Annotated in this window: 11 protein-coding genes; 8 read left to right on the forward strand and 3 right to left on the reverse strand. The window is 58.6% G+C overall.

What is annotated here, in order from left to right; translation table 11 throughout:
- Window positions 1-165: 165 nt before the first annotated feature.
- The 3 genes from ABIQ96_RS18280 to ABIQ96_RS18290 are packed head-to-tail and all read left to right on the forward strand — an operon-like array spanning window position 166 to window position 5,219.
- Entirely contained in the window at window positions 166-1,089 is a 924-nt protein-coding gene (locus ABIQ96_RS18280; RefSeq protein ID WP_348216070.1) for a family 43 glycosylhydrolase, read from the forward strand.
- Window positions 1,090-1,137: 48 nt separating this feature from the next.
- Window positions 1,138-2,172 (forward strand): efflux RND transporter periplasmic adaptor subunit, encoded by a 1,035-nt coding sequence (locus ABIQ96_RS18285; protein ID WP_348216071.1) that lies wholly within the window; start codon window positions 1,138-1,140, stop codon window positions 2,170-2,172.
- Window positions 2,169-5,219: an efflux RND transporter permease subunit gene (locus ABIQ96_RS18290; protein WP_348216072.1), complete on the forward strand. Its 3,051-nt coding sequence runs from the start codon at window positions 2,169-2,171 to the stop codon at window positions 5,217-5,219. The genes ABIQ96_RS18285 and ABIQ96_RS18290 overlap by 4 nt, the downstream gene beginning before the upstream one ends.
- Here the strand turns inward: ABIQ96_RS18290 and ABIQ96_RS18295 are convergent.
- Window positions 5,206-8,694 carry a bifunctional proline dehydrogenase/L-glutamate gamma-semialdehyde dehydrogenase gene (locus ABIQ96_RS18295; RefSeq protein ID WP_348216073.1) on the reverse strand — a complete coding sequence of 1,163 codons (3,489 nt, stop codon included), beginning with the start codon at window positions 8,692-8,694 and terminating at the stop codon, window positions 5,206-5,208. The two genes, ABIQ96_RS18290 and ABIQ96_RS18295, sit on opposite strands and share 14 nt — an antisense overlap.
- 25 nt (window positions 8,695-8,719) lie before the next feature.
- Here ABIQ96_RS18295 and ABIQ96_RS18300 point away from each other — a divergent pair, with 25 nt between their 5' ends.
- A complete protein-coding gene (locus ABIQ96_RS18300; RefSeq protein ID WP_348216074.1) occupies window positions 8,720-9,556 on the forward strand; it encodes an AraC family transcriptional regulator in 837 nt (278 codons plus the stop codon).
- A gap of 7 nt (window positions 9,557-9,563) precedes the next feature.
- Here ABIQ96_RS18300 and ABIQ96_RS18305 read toward each other — a convergent pair whose 3' ends face one another.
- Both ABIQ96_RS18305 and purM read right to left on the reverse strand, forming a co-directional pair.
- Window positions 9,564-11,489 (reverse strand): amidophosphoribosyltransferase, encoded by a 1,926-nt coding sequence (locus ABIQ96_RS18305; RefSeq protein ID WP_348216075.1) that lies wholly within the window; start codon window positions 11,487-11,489, stop codon window positions 9,564-9,566.
- A 19-nt stretch (window positions 11,490-11,508) separates the two neighbouring features.
- Entirely contained in the window at window positions 11,509-12,504 is a 996-nt protein-coding gene (gene purM / locus ABIQ96_RS18310) for a phosphoribosylformylglycinamidine cyclo-ligase (protein WP_348216076.1), read from the reverse strand.
- 293 nt (window positions 12,505-12,797) lie between these two features.
- Here purM and ABIQ96_RS18315 point away from each other — a divergent pair, with 293 nt between their 5' ends.
- Genes ABIQ96_RS18315 through ABIQ96_RS18330 form a run of 4 tightly spaced genes read left to right on the forward strand, consistent with a single transcriptional unit; the run spans window position 12,798 to window position 16,452 of the window.
- Complete coding sequence (locus ABIQ96_RS18315; protein WP_348216077.1) at window positions 12,798-13,448, forward strand: ATP-binding cassette domain-containing protein; 651 nt, start codon at window positions 12,798-12,800, stop codon at window positions 13,446-13,448.
- A gap of 8 nt (window positions 13,449-13,456) precedes the next feature.
- Entirely contained in the window at window positions 13,457-14,224 is a 768-nt protein-coding gene (locus ABIQ96_RS18320) for a hypothetical protein (protein WP_348216078.1), read from the forward strand.
- A 34-nt stretch (window positions 14,225-14,258) separates the two neighbouring features.
- Window positions 14,259-15,140, forward strand: coding sequence for a hypothetical protein (locus ABIQ96_RS18325; RefSeq protein ID WP_348216079.1), 882 nt, complete (start codon window positions 14,259-14,261; stop codon window positions 15,138-15,140).
- A gap of 34 nt (window positions 15,141-15,174) precedes the next feature.
- A complete protein-coding gene (locus ABIQ96_RS18330) occupies window positions 15,175-16,452 on the forward strand; it encodes an ATPase, T2SS/T4P/T4SS family (protein WP_348216080.1) in 1,278 nt (425 codons plus the stop codon).
- The last annotated feature ends 310 nt before the right edge of the window (window positions 16,453-16,762 follow it).

Here is a 16,762-nt window from a genome sequence, read left to right on the forward strand (position 1 = left end):
GACAACCAATCAAAGACTGGCCCAAGACAAAAATCGCCAGCTCAAGACCCCTCCTGAAAACCATCATCTTCACGAATCCTTAAAGGCATTGCCCTAAAGGGTTAAACTACGTACAAAGACACCGCCCAGATAGCATTCGATAAAATCCGCCGTATCAAACCGCGCATGCTTTGCCGGAAAATCCTCGTTTTACTCGCCCTCTCCCCGCTGGTCGCGGGTGCGGCGAATCCGATTTTCCCCGGTGCGGATCCGCATGCGGCGGTGTTTGACGGGACCGTCTGGATTTATCCGACCCACAGCGAGAAGGGGAAAAACTTCTGGGCATTCAAGATGACGCCGCAGAAGACTTGGGAAAAGGTTGGGCCGATTCTCGATTTGAAGGATGTGCCATGGTTGAAATCCGAAAAACAGCGGGACCTCGGACCATGGGCACCATGCATCGTGGCGAAGGGGGCCAGCTATTATTTCTATTACTCGGTCGGCCCTCAAAGTGAAACCCGCCCGTCGCGGATCGGGGTGGCGGTGGGGAATTCTCCAGCAGGGCCATTCAAGGATTCCGGCAAGGTGCTGCTGACCGGGGGAAATGGTTTCGAAGCGATCGATCCGATGGTGTTTGAGGATCCGCAGAGTCATAAATTCTATCTTTACGCCGGTGGCAGTGCCGGGGCGAAGTTGCGGGTGTTCGAGTTGGACAACGACATGACGGGGCTCCGCAAGGAGATCGATGTAGAGACGCCGAAAAATTTTACGGAGGGGGCGTTCATGCATTATCAAGGTGGACTCTATCACCTTACCTACAGTCACGGAAACTGGCAGGACACGACGTATTCGGTGCATCACTCGACATCGAAAACGCCCTTCGGTCCGTGGGAATACCGCGGCGTCATTTTGAAAAGCGATGATCACAACAAGGGGCCGGGTCATCACTCGATCATCCAGATCCCCGCGACCGGAGCCTGGTACATCGTCTATCACCGCTGGAACAACCGCCAGGGCGATGGACCGTATTCCGGCGGGCGGGAAACCGCCATCGACAAGATGTTCCACAAACCGGACGGTTCCATCGAGCCGGTGGTGATGACGAATTAGCAGTTTGTCTTGCACCTTGCTGATTTCACGACTCCGCTACTGCCGCCCATGATGTTCCGAAACGCGCAACCCTTTTTGAAATGGCTCGTCGCACCGTTGTTGGTCGCGAGTGCCTTCGCGCAAGCGCCGAAGGGCAAGGTGCCTTCCGGTCCGCTGCCTGCGGAACTATACACAGTGAAGGCCGAGCCATTCGAGCAGACGATCGCGACCGTCGGCACCTTAAGGGCGAACGAATCGGTCACGCTGGTGTCGGAGCTGTCGAGGCGGCTGATGAAGATCGAGGTGAAGGAAGGCTCGGATGTCGCGGCGGGGGATTTGCTTTTCAAACTGGATGATAGTGATCTGTTAGCCGAGCTGGGTGAAATTGACGCCCGCTTGAAATTGGCGATGACCAATAAACAACGGGTCGACAATTTGCTGCCGCGGAAGGCGATCAGTCAGCAGGAGTTCGACAGTTCCACTGCGGAACTGTCGGTCCTCCAGGCCCAACGGAACACGCAGGCAGTCCTGATTTCGAAAACCGCGATCCTTGCGCCGTTCTCCGGCCGGGTGGGGGTGCGGCAGGTGAGTGAAGGCGCTTTCGTTTCTTCGACCACGCCGCTGGTCACCTTGCAGGATGTCTCGCGGATCAAGGTGGATTTCCCGTTGCCGGAGCGCTATTCGAGCGAGGTAAAGCAGGGGCAGAAATTTACGTTCAGCGTTGCTGGCAATGGCCAGGTATTCGACGGAGTGGTGACGGTGATTGAGCCGGCCATCGAGGCGACCACGCGAAGTCTGTTAGTTCGCGGAGTCTGTGACACTCCGAAGGGGCTGCTGCCGGGCGGATTCGCCGAAGTAACGCTCACTCTGGATGGCAAGACCAACGGCTTCCTGGTGCCAAGCCAGGCGATCGTTCCATCGCAGCGAGGGCAGGGAGTTTACGTGATTTCCGACGGCAAGGCGAAGCTGGTGTCCGTCGAAATCGGCGTCCGCACCGAGGACAAAGTGCAGGTCTTGCGCGGCTTGAATGAAGGTGATCTCGTCGCCACCACCAACCTGCTGCGCATGCGCCCCGGCCTGGAAGTGACCGCCGCCAAGCCATGAGTCTATCGGAAACCAGCATCCGGCGGCCGGTTCTCGCGATCGTGATGTCGGTCGTCCTCGTTTTGTTCGGCGTCGTCGGATTTTCATTCCTCGGCGTCCGCGAATATCCAGCGGTTGATCCACCTATCGTCACGGTGCAGACCACGTATTCGGGAGCGAACCCGGATGTCATCGCCTCGCAAATCACCGAGCCGTTGGAACAGGTGATCAACGGCATTTCGGGCATTCGTACGATTTCGTCGGAATCGGTCGAGGAACGGAGCACGATCACCGTGGAGTTCACGCTGGATTCCGACATCAACACGGCTGCCAACGACGTCCGCGACAGAGTCTCGCGTGCGGCCCGGACCTTGCCCGTCGATGCGAACCCACCGGTCGTCGAGAAGGCCGATGCCGATTCATCGCCCATTCTTTTCCTCACGATGACCAGCGACAAGCGCGGCGTGTTGGAGATCAACGACATGGCCGACCGTATGGTTCGTGAGCGGATGGAGACGATCCCGGGCGTTGCGTCCGTTAGGATCTTCGGGGAAAAACGCTACGCCATGCGGCTGTGGATGGATCCGGTGAAACTCGCCGTCCACGGACTTACGCCAGAGGACGTGCAGGACGCGCTCGACGCCCAGAACGTCGATCTGCCCAGCGGTCGGCTTGAAGGATCCAACAACGAGCTGTCTCTGAGAACCCTCGGTCGGCTTGGTACAGCCGAGGAATTCGACAACCTCATCATCAAGCAGGAGAGCGGCCGGCAGATCCTTTTCCGCGACATTGGTTACGCCGAACTCGGGGCGGAAAACCTCCGCACGGGACTGAAGAACAAGGGTCTCTATCGGATCGGCGTCGCGATCATCCCGCAGCCGAATACCAATGCGATCGCCATCGCGGACGAATTCTACAAACGGCTCGAACAGGTGAAGAAGGAAGTTCCGCCGGACATGACGGTCGAGGTGGGATACGATTTCACGCGCTTTGTCAGGCGTTCGGTGAAGGAAGTCGAGGAAACGCTGGTCATCGCGTTCGTACTGGTGGCGATGATCATTTTCCTGTTTCTCCGCGACTGGCGGTCCACGATCATTCCAGTCATCGCGATTCCCGTCAGCATCGTTGCCGGCTTCTTCGTGATGTACATTGCCGGCTTCTCGATCAACGTGCTCACGCTCGTTGCCATCGTGTTGTCCATCGGACTTGTTTGCGATGATGCGATCGTCGTTCTGGAAAATATTTACACGAAGATCGAGGAGGGTATGTCGCCGCTGGAAGCCACCCTGACTGGATCGAAGGAAATCTATTTCGCGGTGATCTCCACCACGGTCGCGCTGGCGGCGGTGTTTCTGCCGATCATTTTCCTGTCTGGTCTAACCGGGCGTTTGTTCCGCGAGTTCGGCATCACCGTGGCGGGTTGCGTGATTGTTTCCGCTTTCGTCGCGCTCACGCTTTCGCCGATGATGTGCCGTTTCCTGCTGAAGAAGCAAGGTGACAGGCCGAACTTTTTCTATCGGGCTACTGAGCCGTTTTTCAAATTTATCACGAAGGGTTACCGTCGCATGTTGGCACCGTTCCTTCGCTGGCGCTGGCTGGCCATCCCGATTCTGCTAGGAAACGGCTTGCTCATTGCGTGGCTCGTCATGAAACTTCCGCGGGAGCTCGCGCCGCTGGAGGATCGCGAGAACATCCGCGTCGCCATCACGGCTCCGGAGGGCTCCACGTTTGAATACACCGAGAGCTGGATGGACAAAATCGCCGACCAAGTGGACGAGAACATTCCCGAGGTTTACCGTTGTTTCAGCATCGTCGGCGGCGGAGGCGGACGGAACTCGGCCAATGGTGGCACGGTGATCATTTATCTAACATCGTCAGAGGAGCGCGCCCGGTCCCAGGACACAATCGCCAGCCAGATCACCGAGGCGATGCGGGATTTCACCGGGGTTCAGGCGTTCGCAAACCAACCGCCGACCATCGGCGACCGCCGTGGCGGCCAGCCGCTGGCTTATGTTTTGCAGGCGCCTAACTTCGAAGCGCTCGTCAAGGTTCTCCCTGTTTTCCTCGATGAGGCGCGCAAAAGTCCGGCGCTGACCCAGCTCGACGCAAACCTGAAAGTGAATCATCCAGAGGGCATCATTTCCATCGATCGGAAAAAAGCGGCGGTCCTCGGAATATCGGTGGAGGAAATCGCGCGGACCATGGAGTTTGCCTACTCGGGCAGACGATTCGGTTATTTCCTTAAAGACGGCAAGCAATACCAGATCATCGCCCAGATGCAGCGCGAGGATCGCAACGACCCGCGCGATTTGAAAAAGCTCTTCGTTCGAACGACCGGTGGAAAGATGGTGTCGCTCGACAATATGGTGAGCTTCAGCGAGTCGGCCAGTCCGGCGGCGATCTATCGGTTTGACCGTTCGGTGTCTGCTACCATTCAAGGCACGCCTGCGGCGGGATACACATTGGGCGATGGTATCGTGGCGCTTGATGCCGTTGCGAAAAAAGTTCTGCCGGAAGGTTTCCACACTTCGCTCGCCGGGCAATCCCGTGATTTCGCGGAGAGTTCGTCCTCACTGTTGTTCGCGTTCCTGCTGGCGTTGCTGATCATTTATCTGGTGCTGGCGGCGCAGTTCGAAAGCTTCCGTGACCCGTTCATCATCATTCTAACGGTGCCAATGTCGGTTGCCGGGGCGTTGCTGTCGCTCCACGTCACGGATCAGACCCTAAATGTCTTCAGTGAGATAGGAATCATCATGTTGGTCGGCATCGTGACGAAGAACGGCATCCTCATCGTGGAGTTCGCGAACCAGCGGAAGGAAGCCGGACTCTCCCGGGTGGAAGCGGCGCTGGAAGCCTCGATCTCGCGCTTCCGGCCGATCCTGATGACGAGCCTTGCGACCGTCTTCGGCATCCTGCCGATTGCGTTGTCGTTAGGTTCGTCCGGCGGATCCCGCCAGTCGCTCGGCATCGCCGTGGTCGGCGGGCTGATTTTCTCGGGCTTCCTGACGCTGTTCGTGGTGCCGGCCGTTTACGCGATCTTCTCGCGGGCAACGATCAAGCACATGTGACGGTCCTGAGGAGACCGTGCCGATGCAGGGTTTCCGAAATCGCCTGCTCGCGGAAATAAGGAAGCAGTTCAATCCTGCCATTGAGCGCTGGCGTGCTGGAAACCAGCCTCGTCCCAGCTTCAATCGCAGCCTCCGCCAGCGCGGGCGATGCCATGGGCGTCCGGACCAACCCGTAGCCTCCGGCCTCAAGCCGGCGGCACAGCGTGCTTTCGCTTTCACGCCAGGTCCTGCCCTTCCAGCCGGAGAAATTGGAATCCTCAGGCAAGGACAACTCCACTTCCGCTCCCGAGGCGAACGCCGCCAGCAGGATCCGGTCGAGCACCGCTCTATCCGATCCTTCAGTGGCCCGGACAAGGACGCGGGCGAAAGACCGGTAGCGGAAAATGTTCGACTCGCATTTCAAACCGGACGGGTCGTGCTCCTTTGAAAAAACTGATGCCATCCAATAAGCATCGCTCTCTGCAGCAGCAGTTAGGACATCGGCATCGCCACCTGCCTTGATCAACTCTCCTAACAATCGATTCTTCCCTCCGAGCCGATGCGATGGCGAACCCTCACTACTCCACGAGCCAAACTGCGCCGCATAATTCGGTCCTCCGGCTTTCGCGCCGGTTCCGAAGCACGAACGCTTCCAACCACCAAACGGCTGGCGCTGGACGATGGCTCCCGTGATCGCGCGGTTGATGTAGGCATTTCCAACTTCCACCCGCTCGCGCCAGATCGCGATCTCGGCGGGATCGAGAGAATGAATGCCGCCGGTTAGGCCGAAGTCCGAGGCGTTTTGAATTTCAATCGCGTGCTCAAGATCATCGGCCCGCATCAATCCCAGCACCGGGCCGAAGCATTCCGTGCGGTGAAACCAGCTTCCTTGCGTCACGCCAAGCTTGATTCCCGGTGACCAGAGGCACGGATTGCCATCGATCATCTTTGGCTCCAGCAGCCATTCCTCACCCTCGTCCAAAATCGTTAGGGCACGCAGCAGCGCATCGCCGGGCTCACGGACGACGGGCGTCACGAAACTGTCGTAGCGCCAGGAACTCCCGACGTGAAGCGAGGCCGCCGCATCGAGCACACGGCGGCGGAAGCCGGGATCGTCATAAACTTCCGCTTCCACGATTGCCAGCGAGGCAGCCGAGCACTTTTGCCCGGCGTGGCCGAACGCGCTTTTCACCAAGTCCTTCACCGCCAGATCGGGATCGGCGGCGGCGGTGATGATGAGCGCGTTTTTTCCCGAGGTCTCGGCGAACAACCGCAGATCCGGCTTCCAACCGAGGAACATCCGCGCGGTTTCATAGGCACCGGTTAGAATGACCGCGCCAATCCGCGGATCCGTGACCAGCGACCGGCCGGTTTCATCGTCGAGGCACGGCAGGAATTGCAGGGCTTCCTTGGGAATGCCCGCCTCCCACAGCGCGTTCACCATCACCCATGCGGTGAGCACCGTTTCCGGAGCGGGTTTGAGAATCACGGTATTCCCCGCGACCAGCGCGGCGAGGATGCCGCCGCAGGGAATCGCGAGAGGAAAATTCCACGGCGGCGTGACCAGCACCGTGCCTAACGGTTTAAAGATAGAACCGTCGAACCATTCCTCGGAAAACGCACGGGCGTAGTAGTTCGCGAAATCGATGGCCTCGCTGAATTCGGCATCCGCCTCCATCACCGATTTTCCCGCATCCATGACCATCGTCGCGATCGCCTCACCGCGGCAGTCCGCCAGTGTGGCGGCGGCTTGCTCTAGCAACTCGCCGCGACCTGCAAAACCCAGTGCCTGCCATGATTCCCTGGCAGCCACTGCGGTTTCAAGAGCGCTTTGGATCTGAGAGGCGTCGGCCATCGCATAGCGATAGGCTTCGACGCCAGGCCGCGACGGATCGCTGGCAATTGCCTGAGCCGCGCCTTCGACCAGGTCGCCGCCGATCTGGAGCGGCAACGGAGCGATCCGGGCAACCGCAAGCGATTCCACTTTTTCACGGATCCATGCGACGTTGTGCGGAAGCGACCAATCGGTATCGGCTTCGTTGTGAAACGCATCACCTAACGGAACAGCGGTCTCAGTCGTGCGGTTCTGCACCCGTCGCGGGCCGGCTGACGTGGTGTGGATTCCGTCACAAGCGGTGAGGAAACGGGACTTCTGTCTTTGCCACGCGGCATCGCCCGGAGCCATGCCAAACAGGTCATGCAGGAAATTCTCCGGCGAGGTGTTCTCGTCGAGGCGGCGGACCAGATAGGCGATGGCACGGGGAAAGTCCTCGCGCTTCACCACCGGCACATACAGCAACAGACCGGCGGCGGCATCGCGGACGGTTCGCGCCTGGTGGTTCGCCATACCTTCTAACATTTCAAACTCCACCCGGCTCTCCACGCCTTCGCGGGCACGGAGCAGGAGGCCGTAGGCGATATCGAACAAATTATGGCTGGCCACGCCGAGTCTAACTGCCCGAGCGTTTTCCCGACGGCATCCTTCGTGGAGCATGCGCTTGAAATTCGCGTCCACCTCGGCCTTCGAACCATAGGTCGCCAGCGGCCAGTCGTGAATCTCGGCATCGACTTTTTCCATTGCGAGATTCGCGCCTTTCACGATGCGGATCTTGATGCCCGCGCCACCACCACCGACACGGCAGCGGGCCCATTCGTTGAGCTGGCATTGCACCGGCCAGGCATCTGGCAGATAGGCTTGCAGCACGATGCCGGCTTCGAGGTTTTTGAACTCGGCTTCATCCAACACCTCCCGGAAAGCGTCGCAAGTCAGGCGCAGATCGCGGTATTCCTCCATGTCGAGATTCACGAACTTGGCAGGCGTCGCGGCCCGATAGAGTTGGCGTAAGCGCGATTTGATTTCCGTCAGAGTTTCGGTGACTGCCACCAGGTGAATCTGGCTGAAGATCGCCGAAATTTTCACGGAAATATAATCGATATAGGGATCCGCAAGCTGCGCGAGATTGCCCGCCAGCCGCTTGCCGGCTTCTTCCTCGCCCAAGATCGCTTCGCCGAGTTGGTTGAGGTTCATCCGCATGCCGGCCTCGCGGCGTTTTGCCAGATGATGGCGGAGTGCGCCTTCTTCGGCAGGCAGGATGACGGAGGAACTCTCGTCGCGCATCTTCGCGGCAATCAACGCCATGGTCGCGCCAGGGATGATGTTAGAAGCGATTTCACCGAGGCGCATCGCCACCCGGGATTCCAAAGGGAGATAGGCGGGAATGCCATGTTCCTGAATGAGATCGCGGAAACGCCTCGCCTCCCGTGCGGCGGTCGGCGCGCGGAACACCTGATCCGCCATCGCGAAGGTGAACGCCTTGCCCTCCGGATCGTCCATCAGCCTTGCCATCTGGCGCGCTTGTTTTTTCTCGCTCCACCGTTGGCAGGAAACCGCCTCGCTCAGGAGTTCGGCGGCGAGTTCAACCGCAAGGTCGGGCAGTTCCACGTCAGCAGGCTTGGATTCGCGGCAGCGTTCGATCAAATCGTAAAGCGAGGTCATTGCAGACAAATATAACACCCCGGTCTTGACCGTTTCCACCGCAAGTCGCGGCGGAGGCGGTCAGAAATCGAGGAACTGCGAGTTGATCCTTGCCACGCCGCGGACGGAATGGCTTGGCTCGGATGTGGCCATTGATACCGAATTCATCGCGCGGATCGATTCACCGCGGTTCTGCGAGCGCTTGTTCGCGGTGCTGCCGGACGTGGTGTTCTGCCTTAAAGATTCCGACTTCCGTTACCGCGCGGCGAACCAGGCCTTCGCCGAGCGGATCGGGCTGAAGAACGCGAGCCGCTTGATCGGGAAAACGGCCGAGGATTTTTTCGATCCGGTTTTTTCGCAGAATTACCGCGAGCAGGACCTGCGCATCATGGCCGGTGGCGATGTCACGGACGAACTGGAACTCGTGACCAACCGCGATGGCTCGGCCGGTTGGTATCTGGCGACGAAAATCCCGCTGCACGACTCCAGCGGAACGGTGATCGGGCTTGCCTCCGTTTCCCGCGATCTTCGTGAGCCGCGCGAAGGAGACGCCGAGCTCGCCGGCATCGCCAAAGTCGCCGATCATATTCGCGAGAACCCAGACCAACCGTTGCGCGGCGGTGAGCTGGCGGAGATCGCGAAGCTAACACCCACCCAGCTCGACCGGCGGATGCGGCGGGTATTTCACCTGAGCACCGCACAGTTCGTTAGAAAATCGCGGATCGAACATGCGGCGGTATTGCTCGCCACCACGACCATCCCGATTGTGGAACTCGCGCTGTCATGCGGCTACGGCGACCAGACCGCGCTGACGCGGCAGTTCCGGGCGACCGTGGGAATCCCGCCCGCCGCCTACCGCGATCACATGCGGAAGCAACGGTGAGGATCTATCAGAGCGGCAGGTCGTAGCTGCGGCCGACGACGCCCTCGTACCAGCGGAGGTAAGCTTGGTTGACCATCGAGTAGCCGCCGGGAGTCGGGTAGTTCCCGGTGAAATACCAGTCGCCGCACTCGCCTTTGATGGACGCGTGGAGGTTGTCGATATTTTGGAAGATCACCTGCACCTCGCCGTCCCAGTCGATGCCTTCCGGATAGACCATGCGGCTGACTTCGGCGGAAATCTCCTCGTCGGTGAAGGCCGCGTAAACCTGTTGGACACGGTTGCGGCGGTCGTTGGCCGGAAGCTTCAGCTCGGCCACGCAATCGTCGTAAATGCGATCCAGCAACGACTGTCGTCCCGCCCGGCGGTGAAGCGCGATGGCTGCCTGGAAAGCGATGAACTTGCCGAGCTCCGACATGTCGATGCCATAACAGTCTGGATAACGGATCTGCGGCGCGGTGGAACAAACGACGATTTTCGAAGGTTTGGTGCGGGCGAGAATTTTGAGAATCGACTGCTTCAACGTGGTGCCGCGCACGATGGAATCGTCGAGGGCGACCAGAAAATCACCGGGTTTCACGACGCCGTAAGTGATGTCGTAAACGTGGGAGACCATCTGATCGCGGCCCTTTTCCTGGGAAATAAAGGTCCGCATCTTGATATCCTTGTGAGCGACCTTCTCGCCCTTCGGCCAGTTGCGCAGGATCAGATCGTCCACCAGATCGGCGGTTAGGGAGCCGTCGGCCGAGGCTTGCAGGATCGACGAACGCACTTCCTGACGACGGAAAAGTCGGAGTCCGTCCATCAAGCCGTAGTAAGCGGTTTCCGCGGTGTTAGGAATGAAGGAGAAGATGGTTTTCTCAAACGCGCCGCCGATGGATTCGACGACCTGCGGGACAAGAGCAGCTCCCATCGCTTTCCGCTCGCGATAGATCTGCGGATCATTGCCGCGGGAGAAGTAAATTTTCTCGAAGGAACAGGGGGTGTATTTCTGCGGCGGCGCGAATGGGGAATCGGACATGGAGCCGTCCGACTTGATAGTGATCATCGATCCAGGATCGACGGCTCTCACCTCGCTGGCGTCTGCTTCGAAAACAGTCATTAGCGGCACCCGCTCGGAAGCGAAGGCGATGACCTCGTCGGTGATCAACATGTGACAAGGGCGGATGCCCCTCGGATCGCGCATCACGAACATGTCGCCATTGCCGATGACGCCACAGATGGCGTAACCGCCGTCCCATGCGGCGGCGGATTCGGCGACAAGCTTCGGCACGTCGAGCGCCGCGGAGATTCGCCCGGGCATTTCCGCGCCGGGAACTCCCTCGTCGCGCAGTTGCCGATAGAGATCGGTATGGGCTTCGTCGAGATGATAGCCGATTTCCTCTAACACCGTCTGAGTGTCAGTGCCGAAAACCGGGTGTTGACCGCGGTCGATGAGCACTTCGTTGAGCTCGGCTGCGTTGGTCATGTTGAAATTTCCCATCACCATCAGGGTGCGGGTCGGCCAGTTGCTGCGGCGCAGATAGGGATGGCAGCAGCCGACGTCGAATTCACCGGACGTGCCGTAGCGCAAGTGGCCGATGAGGATTTCGCCGCCGAAATCGAAGTGTTTTTTGACGCTTTCCGGATCCTTGTGATCCATCAGTCCCTTGCGGGACATTTTGTAGAACTCCTTGGTCTCCTTGCGGAAAATTTCTGAGAGAGCGTCCTTTTCCACGCCGCGCCGCCGATTGACGTAGGGCTGGCCGATCGGCATGTCGAGTTTTACGCAGCCGATCCCGGTGCCGTCCTGGCCCCGGTTTCGCTGTTTTTCCATCAGGAGAAACAGCTTGTTCAGTCCCCAGAGGTTGGTGCCGTAGCGGTCGTAGTAATAAGCCAGAGGTTTGCGGAGCCGGACTGCGGCGATTCCGCATTCGTGGGTGAGGAAGTCGCTCATGCGTGGTTGGATTTTAGCCTCACTCGCCGATTACGCAAACGCGGACCCCTTCTTCGGGAACCATGCGACCGAGAACCGTGCCGCCGTCGCCCGCCTTGAGGGCGGTTTCGACATCGGCTTCCGCGACGATCGCGACCCAGCCGATGCCCATGTTGAAGGTGTGGAAGCGATCTTCCGCATCGACGTGGGAAAGGAGCTTCTCAATGCCGGGAAGGTTCCATTTCGGGATTTGCAAATCCGCACCCATTCCGCGGAAGAGGCGTTCGAGGTTTTCGGGAAGTCCGCCGCCGGTGATGTGAGACATCGCTTTCGGCTTCACGCCGGATTTTTTCAAATCGCGGGTGACGTCGTGGTAGAGACGGGTGGGTTTGAGCCAGGCATGGAGTTCTTCGTCGGTGACTTCGCCGGGGAATTCGTTGAGCACGCGGCGGACGAGCGACCAGCCATTGGCGTGGATGCTGTCGGATGCGTAGCCGATGAGGACATCGCCGACTGCGACGGTGGTAGGATCGATAAGGTCGGGCTTTTCGGCGCAGCCGATGCAGAAGCCGGAAAGCTCAATGACGTCCACGGGGACGATTCCCGGCATTTCGGCGGTTTCGCCTCCCGCGAGAATGCAGTCGCAGGCTTCGAGGTAGTCGGCCATGCCGGAAATGAGGCGGGTGATTTTTTCCTCATGCAGGGCAGCGATGCCGATGTAATCGAGGAAAAGCAACGCATCGCCGCCCGTGGTGAGGATGTCGTTCACGCTCATGGCGACGAGATCCTTGCCGGCGGTTTCAAGGAGATCGTGCTCCAAAAGCAGTTCCAGCTTCGTTCCCACGCCATCGCAGCCCGTCATCATGACCGGCTCCTTGTAGCTGCTGAGATCGTAGCAGGCTGCGAAAAGCCCGAAGGCTCCCCACAGTTTGCGTGTTTGTTGAGTTCTCCGCACGTGAGTGCCGATATCGCCCACCAGAGCGGCCGCTTTGCGCGTGTCCACTCCTGCCTGTTGGTAAGTTAGCTTGCCCGCCATATTCCGCTGCGGGGAGTTCTACAAGCCACTCTCTTCGCGTCACGAAGAAAAAATCTTTGCTTTGCCCGCAGCCCGCCAAATCCCCAAGAACCCTTGATTTATGAAGGGCTTAAATCACCTGGTAGGATTGTTTTTAAAAAACTGACACATAAGGCCTGAAAATGTTCAAAAAAAGATTGCCAATCTGAGGTGATTATTTTAGATATCGGAAAGGTTAGCGAAGCGGATATTTAAGACATCTTGACAATCTGCCGAATTAGCCTAGAACCGCAACGAAATCGAAATCCACAACGATGACCAAGCCAGCCCCATCCATCCATCTCGACTCCGGTCTTGAAATTGGCTACGGCAGTCCGCTCGCCCGATTCGGGGAAGCGGTGACCCTTGCCGGTGGCACCCATTTCCTCCTGGCCCGCAATGGCCGGGGCAAGACCACCCTCCTTCGCACCCTCGCCGGAACGCAGAAGCCGGTGGCCGGAAAATTCCGGGTTGAGGGATTCCTGCAATATCTTCCCGAAGACCTGCGCTTCGATCCTGAAATCACTCCGGCAATGGTTTTCCGGATGCTGCTTCCGAAGCCGAGGCTCAGTGAAGCGCTCGATCTCGCCTCGCGGATCGAACTCGACGTGAAGAAGCCCTACGGCCGTCTCTCCACCGGCAACCGTCGCAAAACCAGCCTGATCATGGCTGAGTTTTCGGTGAAACAGGATCGCGGCAACATTCTTCTTCTCGACGAACCCTTCAGCGGTTTGGACGCCTTTGCCCGCCAGGCATTCGAGGAAATCTGGAAGGAATCCTCCGCCAACGTGCTCCGTCTCGTGAGCTGCCACCCGGACTACGACTCGATGGAAATGCCCAGCGCGTTGATGATCGAAGGCAAAAACGCCCGCCATCTCAACGAAAGCGGCCAGACCTGGAGCGGCCTGAAGAATTTGATGAACTGAACGAAGCCATGAGACTTTTCCGACTTACATTAGCAACGATTTTCCAGCGCAAGGCCTGGGCGATTTGTGCTCTTGCGGTAATCGCGCTGCCTTTCGCTCTGCCGATGATTTCCAGCGCCACCGAGAAGCCGATTCTCGTTCAGCCAGCGAGAATCCAAGCCGCTTGGGGCACACTCTGGGTTTGCACCGTGCTCTGGGGCTTGTTCACCGCCGCTCGCGAGGGTGAAACCAACGCCAAGACCGGGGTGGGGGAGTATTTCCAGACCACCGGGCTGTCCGCGACGCGGCAACTTTTTGAAATTTGGCTCGCGGTGTTCTGTTTCGTCGCCCCACTGGCACTGATAACCGCCGCGATCTGCCAATTTGCCGCGGCTCCGGCCGATCCGGTCGAGCATGCGATGTGGTGGACGCTGAATTTGCAATACGTCACGCTGTTTCTGCTGGTGACTGGCCCGTTGCTGGCCTTGGCGACAGCGATCGCCTCGCGTTTTGGCGGGATCACCGGCTTCGCGACCACCATGGGAATCACGCTCTATGGACTCTACGGCGTCGGCTATCTCAAGAACATGCTTCAACTTGAAGCCAATCCGATTCTTCACGGAGTGTGGTTGTTCTCGCCCCACTACGATTTCGCGGATCTAACACAGCGTTTGTTTTTCAAAACCGGCGCTCTGCCCACCGGAGACTTCTGGAGCATGATTCTCTATTTCGGTGGAATCCTGGCGGTTTACACCGGCGTCTCCCGCCTCTGCTTCCGCACCAAGCTCTCCGCCTGAAACCAAAAAACTCCAGCCGCTAACACCTTTTACCATGTCCCGCACACTTTCCAACGCACTCTCCGCCTGCCTCATCGGCGCTGGCGCTTGTGTCTGGGCGTTTGCCGGCCGCCCGCTGGTGGTGAAGCCCGAATTGAACGCCCCATTGAACCCGCTCGGGATCAATGGAAGTCCTTACGGCGAGGTTTTCGCGATGGCGATGCAAGGGCCGATCGAGACTTACTTCCACGGAACCGCTGGCGGTGACCACGATCATGACGCGAAGGCCGCCGCTCATAAGGACGCCTCGGAAAAATCCGTAGCCAAACCACCCGCTTCCCTCGAAAACCGGTTTGAAAATCTCCTCACGTCTCTGGAAAACGTTTCCGAAGTCAGGACCAATCCGAAGGCTGCGAACGAGGCGCACAAGCGCTACATCCGCCGCCAGATCGAAGACAAGCTGCGCTTCGCCTATCAGTTGGATCCGTCGCACTACGCGAACTACAACTCGCTGCACCTGTTTCTAACTGAGTCGCAGATGGGCACCCGGCCCGAGCTCACTCCATCGGCCGCGAAACTCGCGGAGGACACCATTCAATACTGTCTGAAGCAGGAAAACGATCCGAGGCCCGCACTAACAGCAGCCGCCGCGGCATCGAACATCTTGGAGCTGATGTTCAATAATTACCGCGGCGAGCATCCCACGTTCACCATCCCGCAAATGAAGCAATATCTGGCCTTGCTGGATCATTGCATGAATCGCTACGTCACCATCGCCCAACAATGGGAGCGCACGAAAAACTGGGAGTTGCTTTCCCCGCAGCGGATCACCGAGTGCGACGAGCGTTTCACGTTCCTCTGCCGCATCCGCGAATCCTGTTCCGAAACCATCGCCCGCTTCGAGGGCCAGTCCCACGAACCCCAGGCATTCAACTGATTTTCTTTCGTTAGGGATTCAACGCTTCATCACCATGTCCGTTTTCACCGCAGTCGTCGAACCACCACCGCTTCCAGGGTATGCCCCGGCAGCCGCGCCGGTGCGTTTCGCACCAGGCATGAAGGGGACCGACCTGTTGGGAATCATCTTCCGGGTTTGCCGCGAGTTGCGCGTATCCGACATCCAGATGCGGGCGGATCGTCCGGTTTATATCCATACCAACAAGGGCATGGAGAAGCTCGATTTTCTCGGGATTCTATCAGCCGGCAACATGGATGAAATCCTCAAGGAGCTCATCACCAACCGCGAGAGCGGCAGCCATGGCTTCGGCCAGGAGCAAAGTATGAACATGCGGGTGGATGAGAAGATCCGCCTCGCCATCGCCGCCTTCTCCGAAAGCCGGGTGGCTGACTTCTCCTGCGACGGCATCCCCATGGGCGACAGCGGCGAACGCTCCGGCCGCTTGCGGATCCAAGCCCACTTGAGCTCGTCCGGACTGGGCGTCACCTGCCGGATTCTCAACGATTTCATCCCGGAGCTTGAGTCTCTGGGCATCGACCCGGATACGACCGACACCTTGCGCCACGGCGTTCTGAAACGTGCCGGCCTTTGCCTCGTCACGGGCCCCACCGGTTCCGGCAAGTCCACGACACTCGCTTCTCTCATTGACTGGGCGCGTCGCAACCACCCGAAGCACATCGTCACTGTTGAGGATCCCATCGAGTATCAATATCCCGATGATATGGATGATCCCGACTATCCGGGCCATCGCATTCCATCTCCCAGCATCGTGACCCAACAGGAAGTTGGTCGCGACGTCCATTCCTACCGCCAGGGCCTCAAAGATGTCCTTCGGAAAGCTCCCCACATCATTCTCCTCGGGGAAATTCGGGACCGCGAGGCGATGGAAACCTGCATGGAAGCCGCGCAAACCGGACACTTGGTTCTCTCCACCCTTCATACCACCGGAGCCGTCAAGACGATCGGACGGATTCTCGAACTCTATCCGAAGGAGAGCCACACCTCGGTTCTCAGCCGCCTGGCTGAAATCCTCATTTTCATCCATTCCCAAGGACTTCTCAATGGCGTCCAGCGGCGGGTCCTCACCTACGAATTCCTTCAGAACAACGACGACGCGGTTTCCAGCGCCATCGCCAACTACGACGGCGGGGCCCGCTCGCTCGAAGACGTGATCCGCCGCGCGGGCAACATCGAGTGGGATTCCAATCTCCGCCGCCTGCTCAATCAGGGCGTCATCACACAAGAAACTTTCCAGAACGTGAAAATGAACAAGAACGACGACGGCGACTGATCCAACCGGTCACTTTCCCATCGCCGACAACCACCCCTTTCCGAGATTATCCCGACGAATTTGAAGAACTCAGAACTCTGCTGATTCGAACGGCCTTCTCTATCTGACAAAAAACAACACACCCGAATAGAAAATAGAAAATAACACACTATGAAACTGACCAACACCCAAAGCATGAAAGCAAAGTCCGGAATGACCCTCCTCGAATTGACGGTCGTCATCCTCGTCTTGCTTTCCCTCATCTCCATCCTCTTCATTGGTGCCCGCGCCTGGAAGAAGGGATCGGATCGCTCGGCCTCCATCCTCACCA

It is taken from the genome of Luteolibacter sp., assembly GCF_039920825.1.
Lineage (GTDB): Bacteria > Verrucomicrobiota > Verrucomicrobiia > Verrucomicrobiales > Akkermansiaceae > Luteolibacter.

Excerpts from the sequence above, each read along its gene's own strand:
- ABIQ96_RS18280 (WP_348216070.1), top strand. The coding sequence starts at position 166 with ATGCTTTGCCGGAAAATCCTCGTTTTACTCGCCCTCTCCCCGCTGGTC.
- ABIQ96_RS18285 (WP_348216071.1), top strand. The coding sequence starts at position 1,138 with ATGATGTTCCGAAACGCGCAACCCTTTTTGAAATGGCTCGTCGCACCG.
- ABIQ96_RS18290 (WP_348216072.1), top strand. The coding sequence starts at position 2,169 with ATGAGTCTATCGGAAACCAGCATCCGGCGGCCGGTTCTCGCGATCGTG.
- ABIQ96_RS18295 (WP_348216073.1), bottom strand. The coding sequence starts at position 8,694 with ATGACCTCGCTTTACGATTTGATCGAACGCTGCCGCGAATCCAAGCCT.
- ABIQ96_RS18305 (WP_348216075.1), bottom strand. The coding sequence starts at position 11,489 with ATGAGCGACTTCCTCACCCACGAATGCGGAATCGCCGCAGTCCGGCTC.
- purM (WP_348216076.1), bottom strand. The coding sequence starts at position 12,504 with ATGGCGGGCAAGCTAACTTACCAACAGGCAGGAGTGGACACGCGCAAA.
- ABIQ96_RS18315 (WP_348216077.1), top strand. The coding sequence starts at position 12,798 with ATGACCAAGCCAGCCCCATCCATCCATCTCGACTCCGGTCTTGAAATT.
- ABIQ96_RS18320 (WP_348216078.1), top strand. The coding sequence starts at position 13,457 with ATGAGACTTTTCCGACTTACATTAGCAACGATTTTCCAGCGCAAGGCC.
- ABIQ96_RS18325 (WP_348216079.1), top strand. The coding sequence starts at position 14,259 with ATGTCCCGCACACTTTCCAACGCACTCTCCGCCTGCCTCATCGGCGCT.
- ABIQ96_RS18330 (WP_348216080.1), top strand. The coding sequence starts at position 15,175 with ATGTCCGTTTTCACCGCAGTCGTCGAACCACCACCGCTTCCAGGGTAT.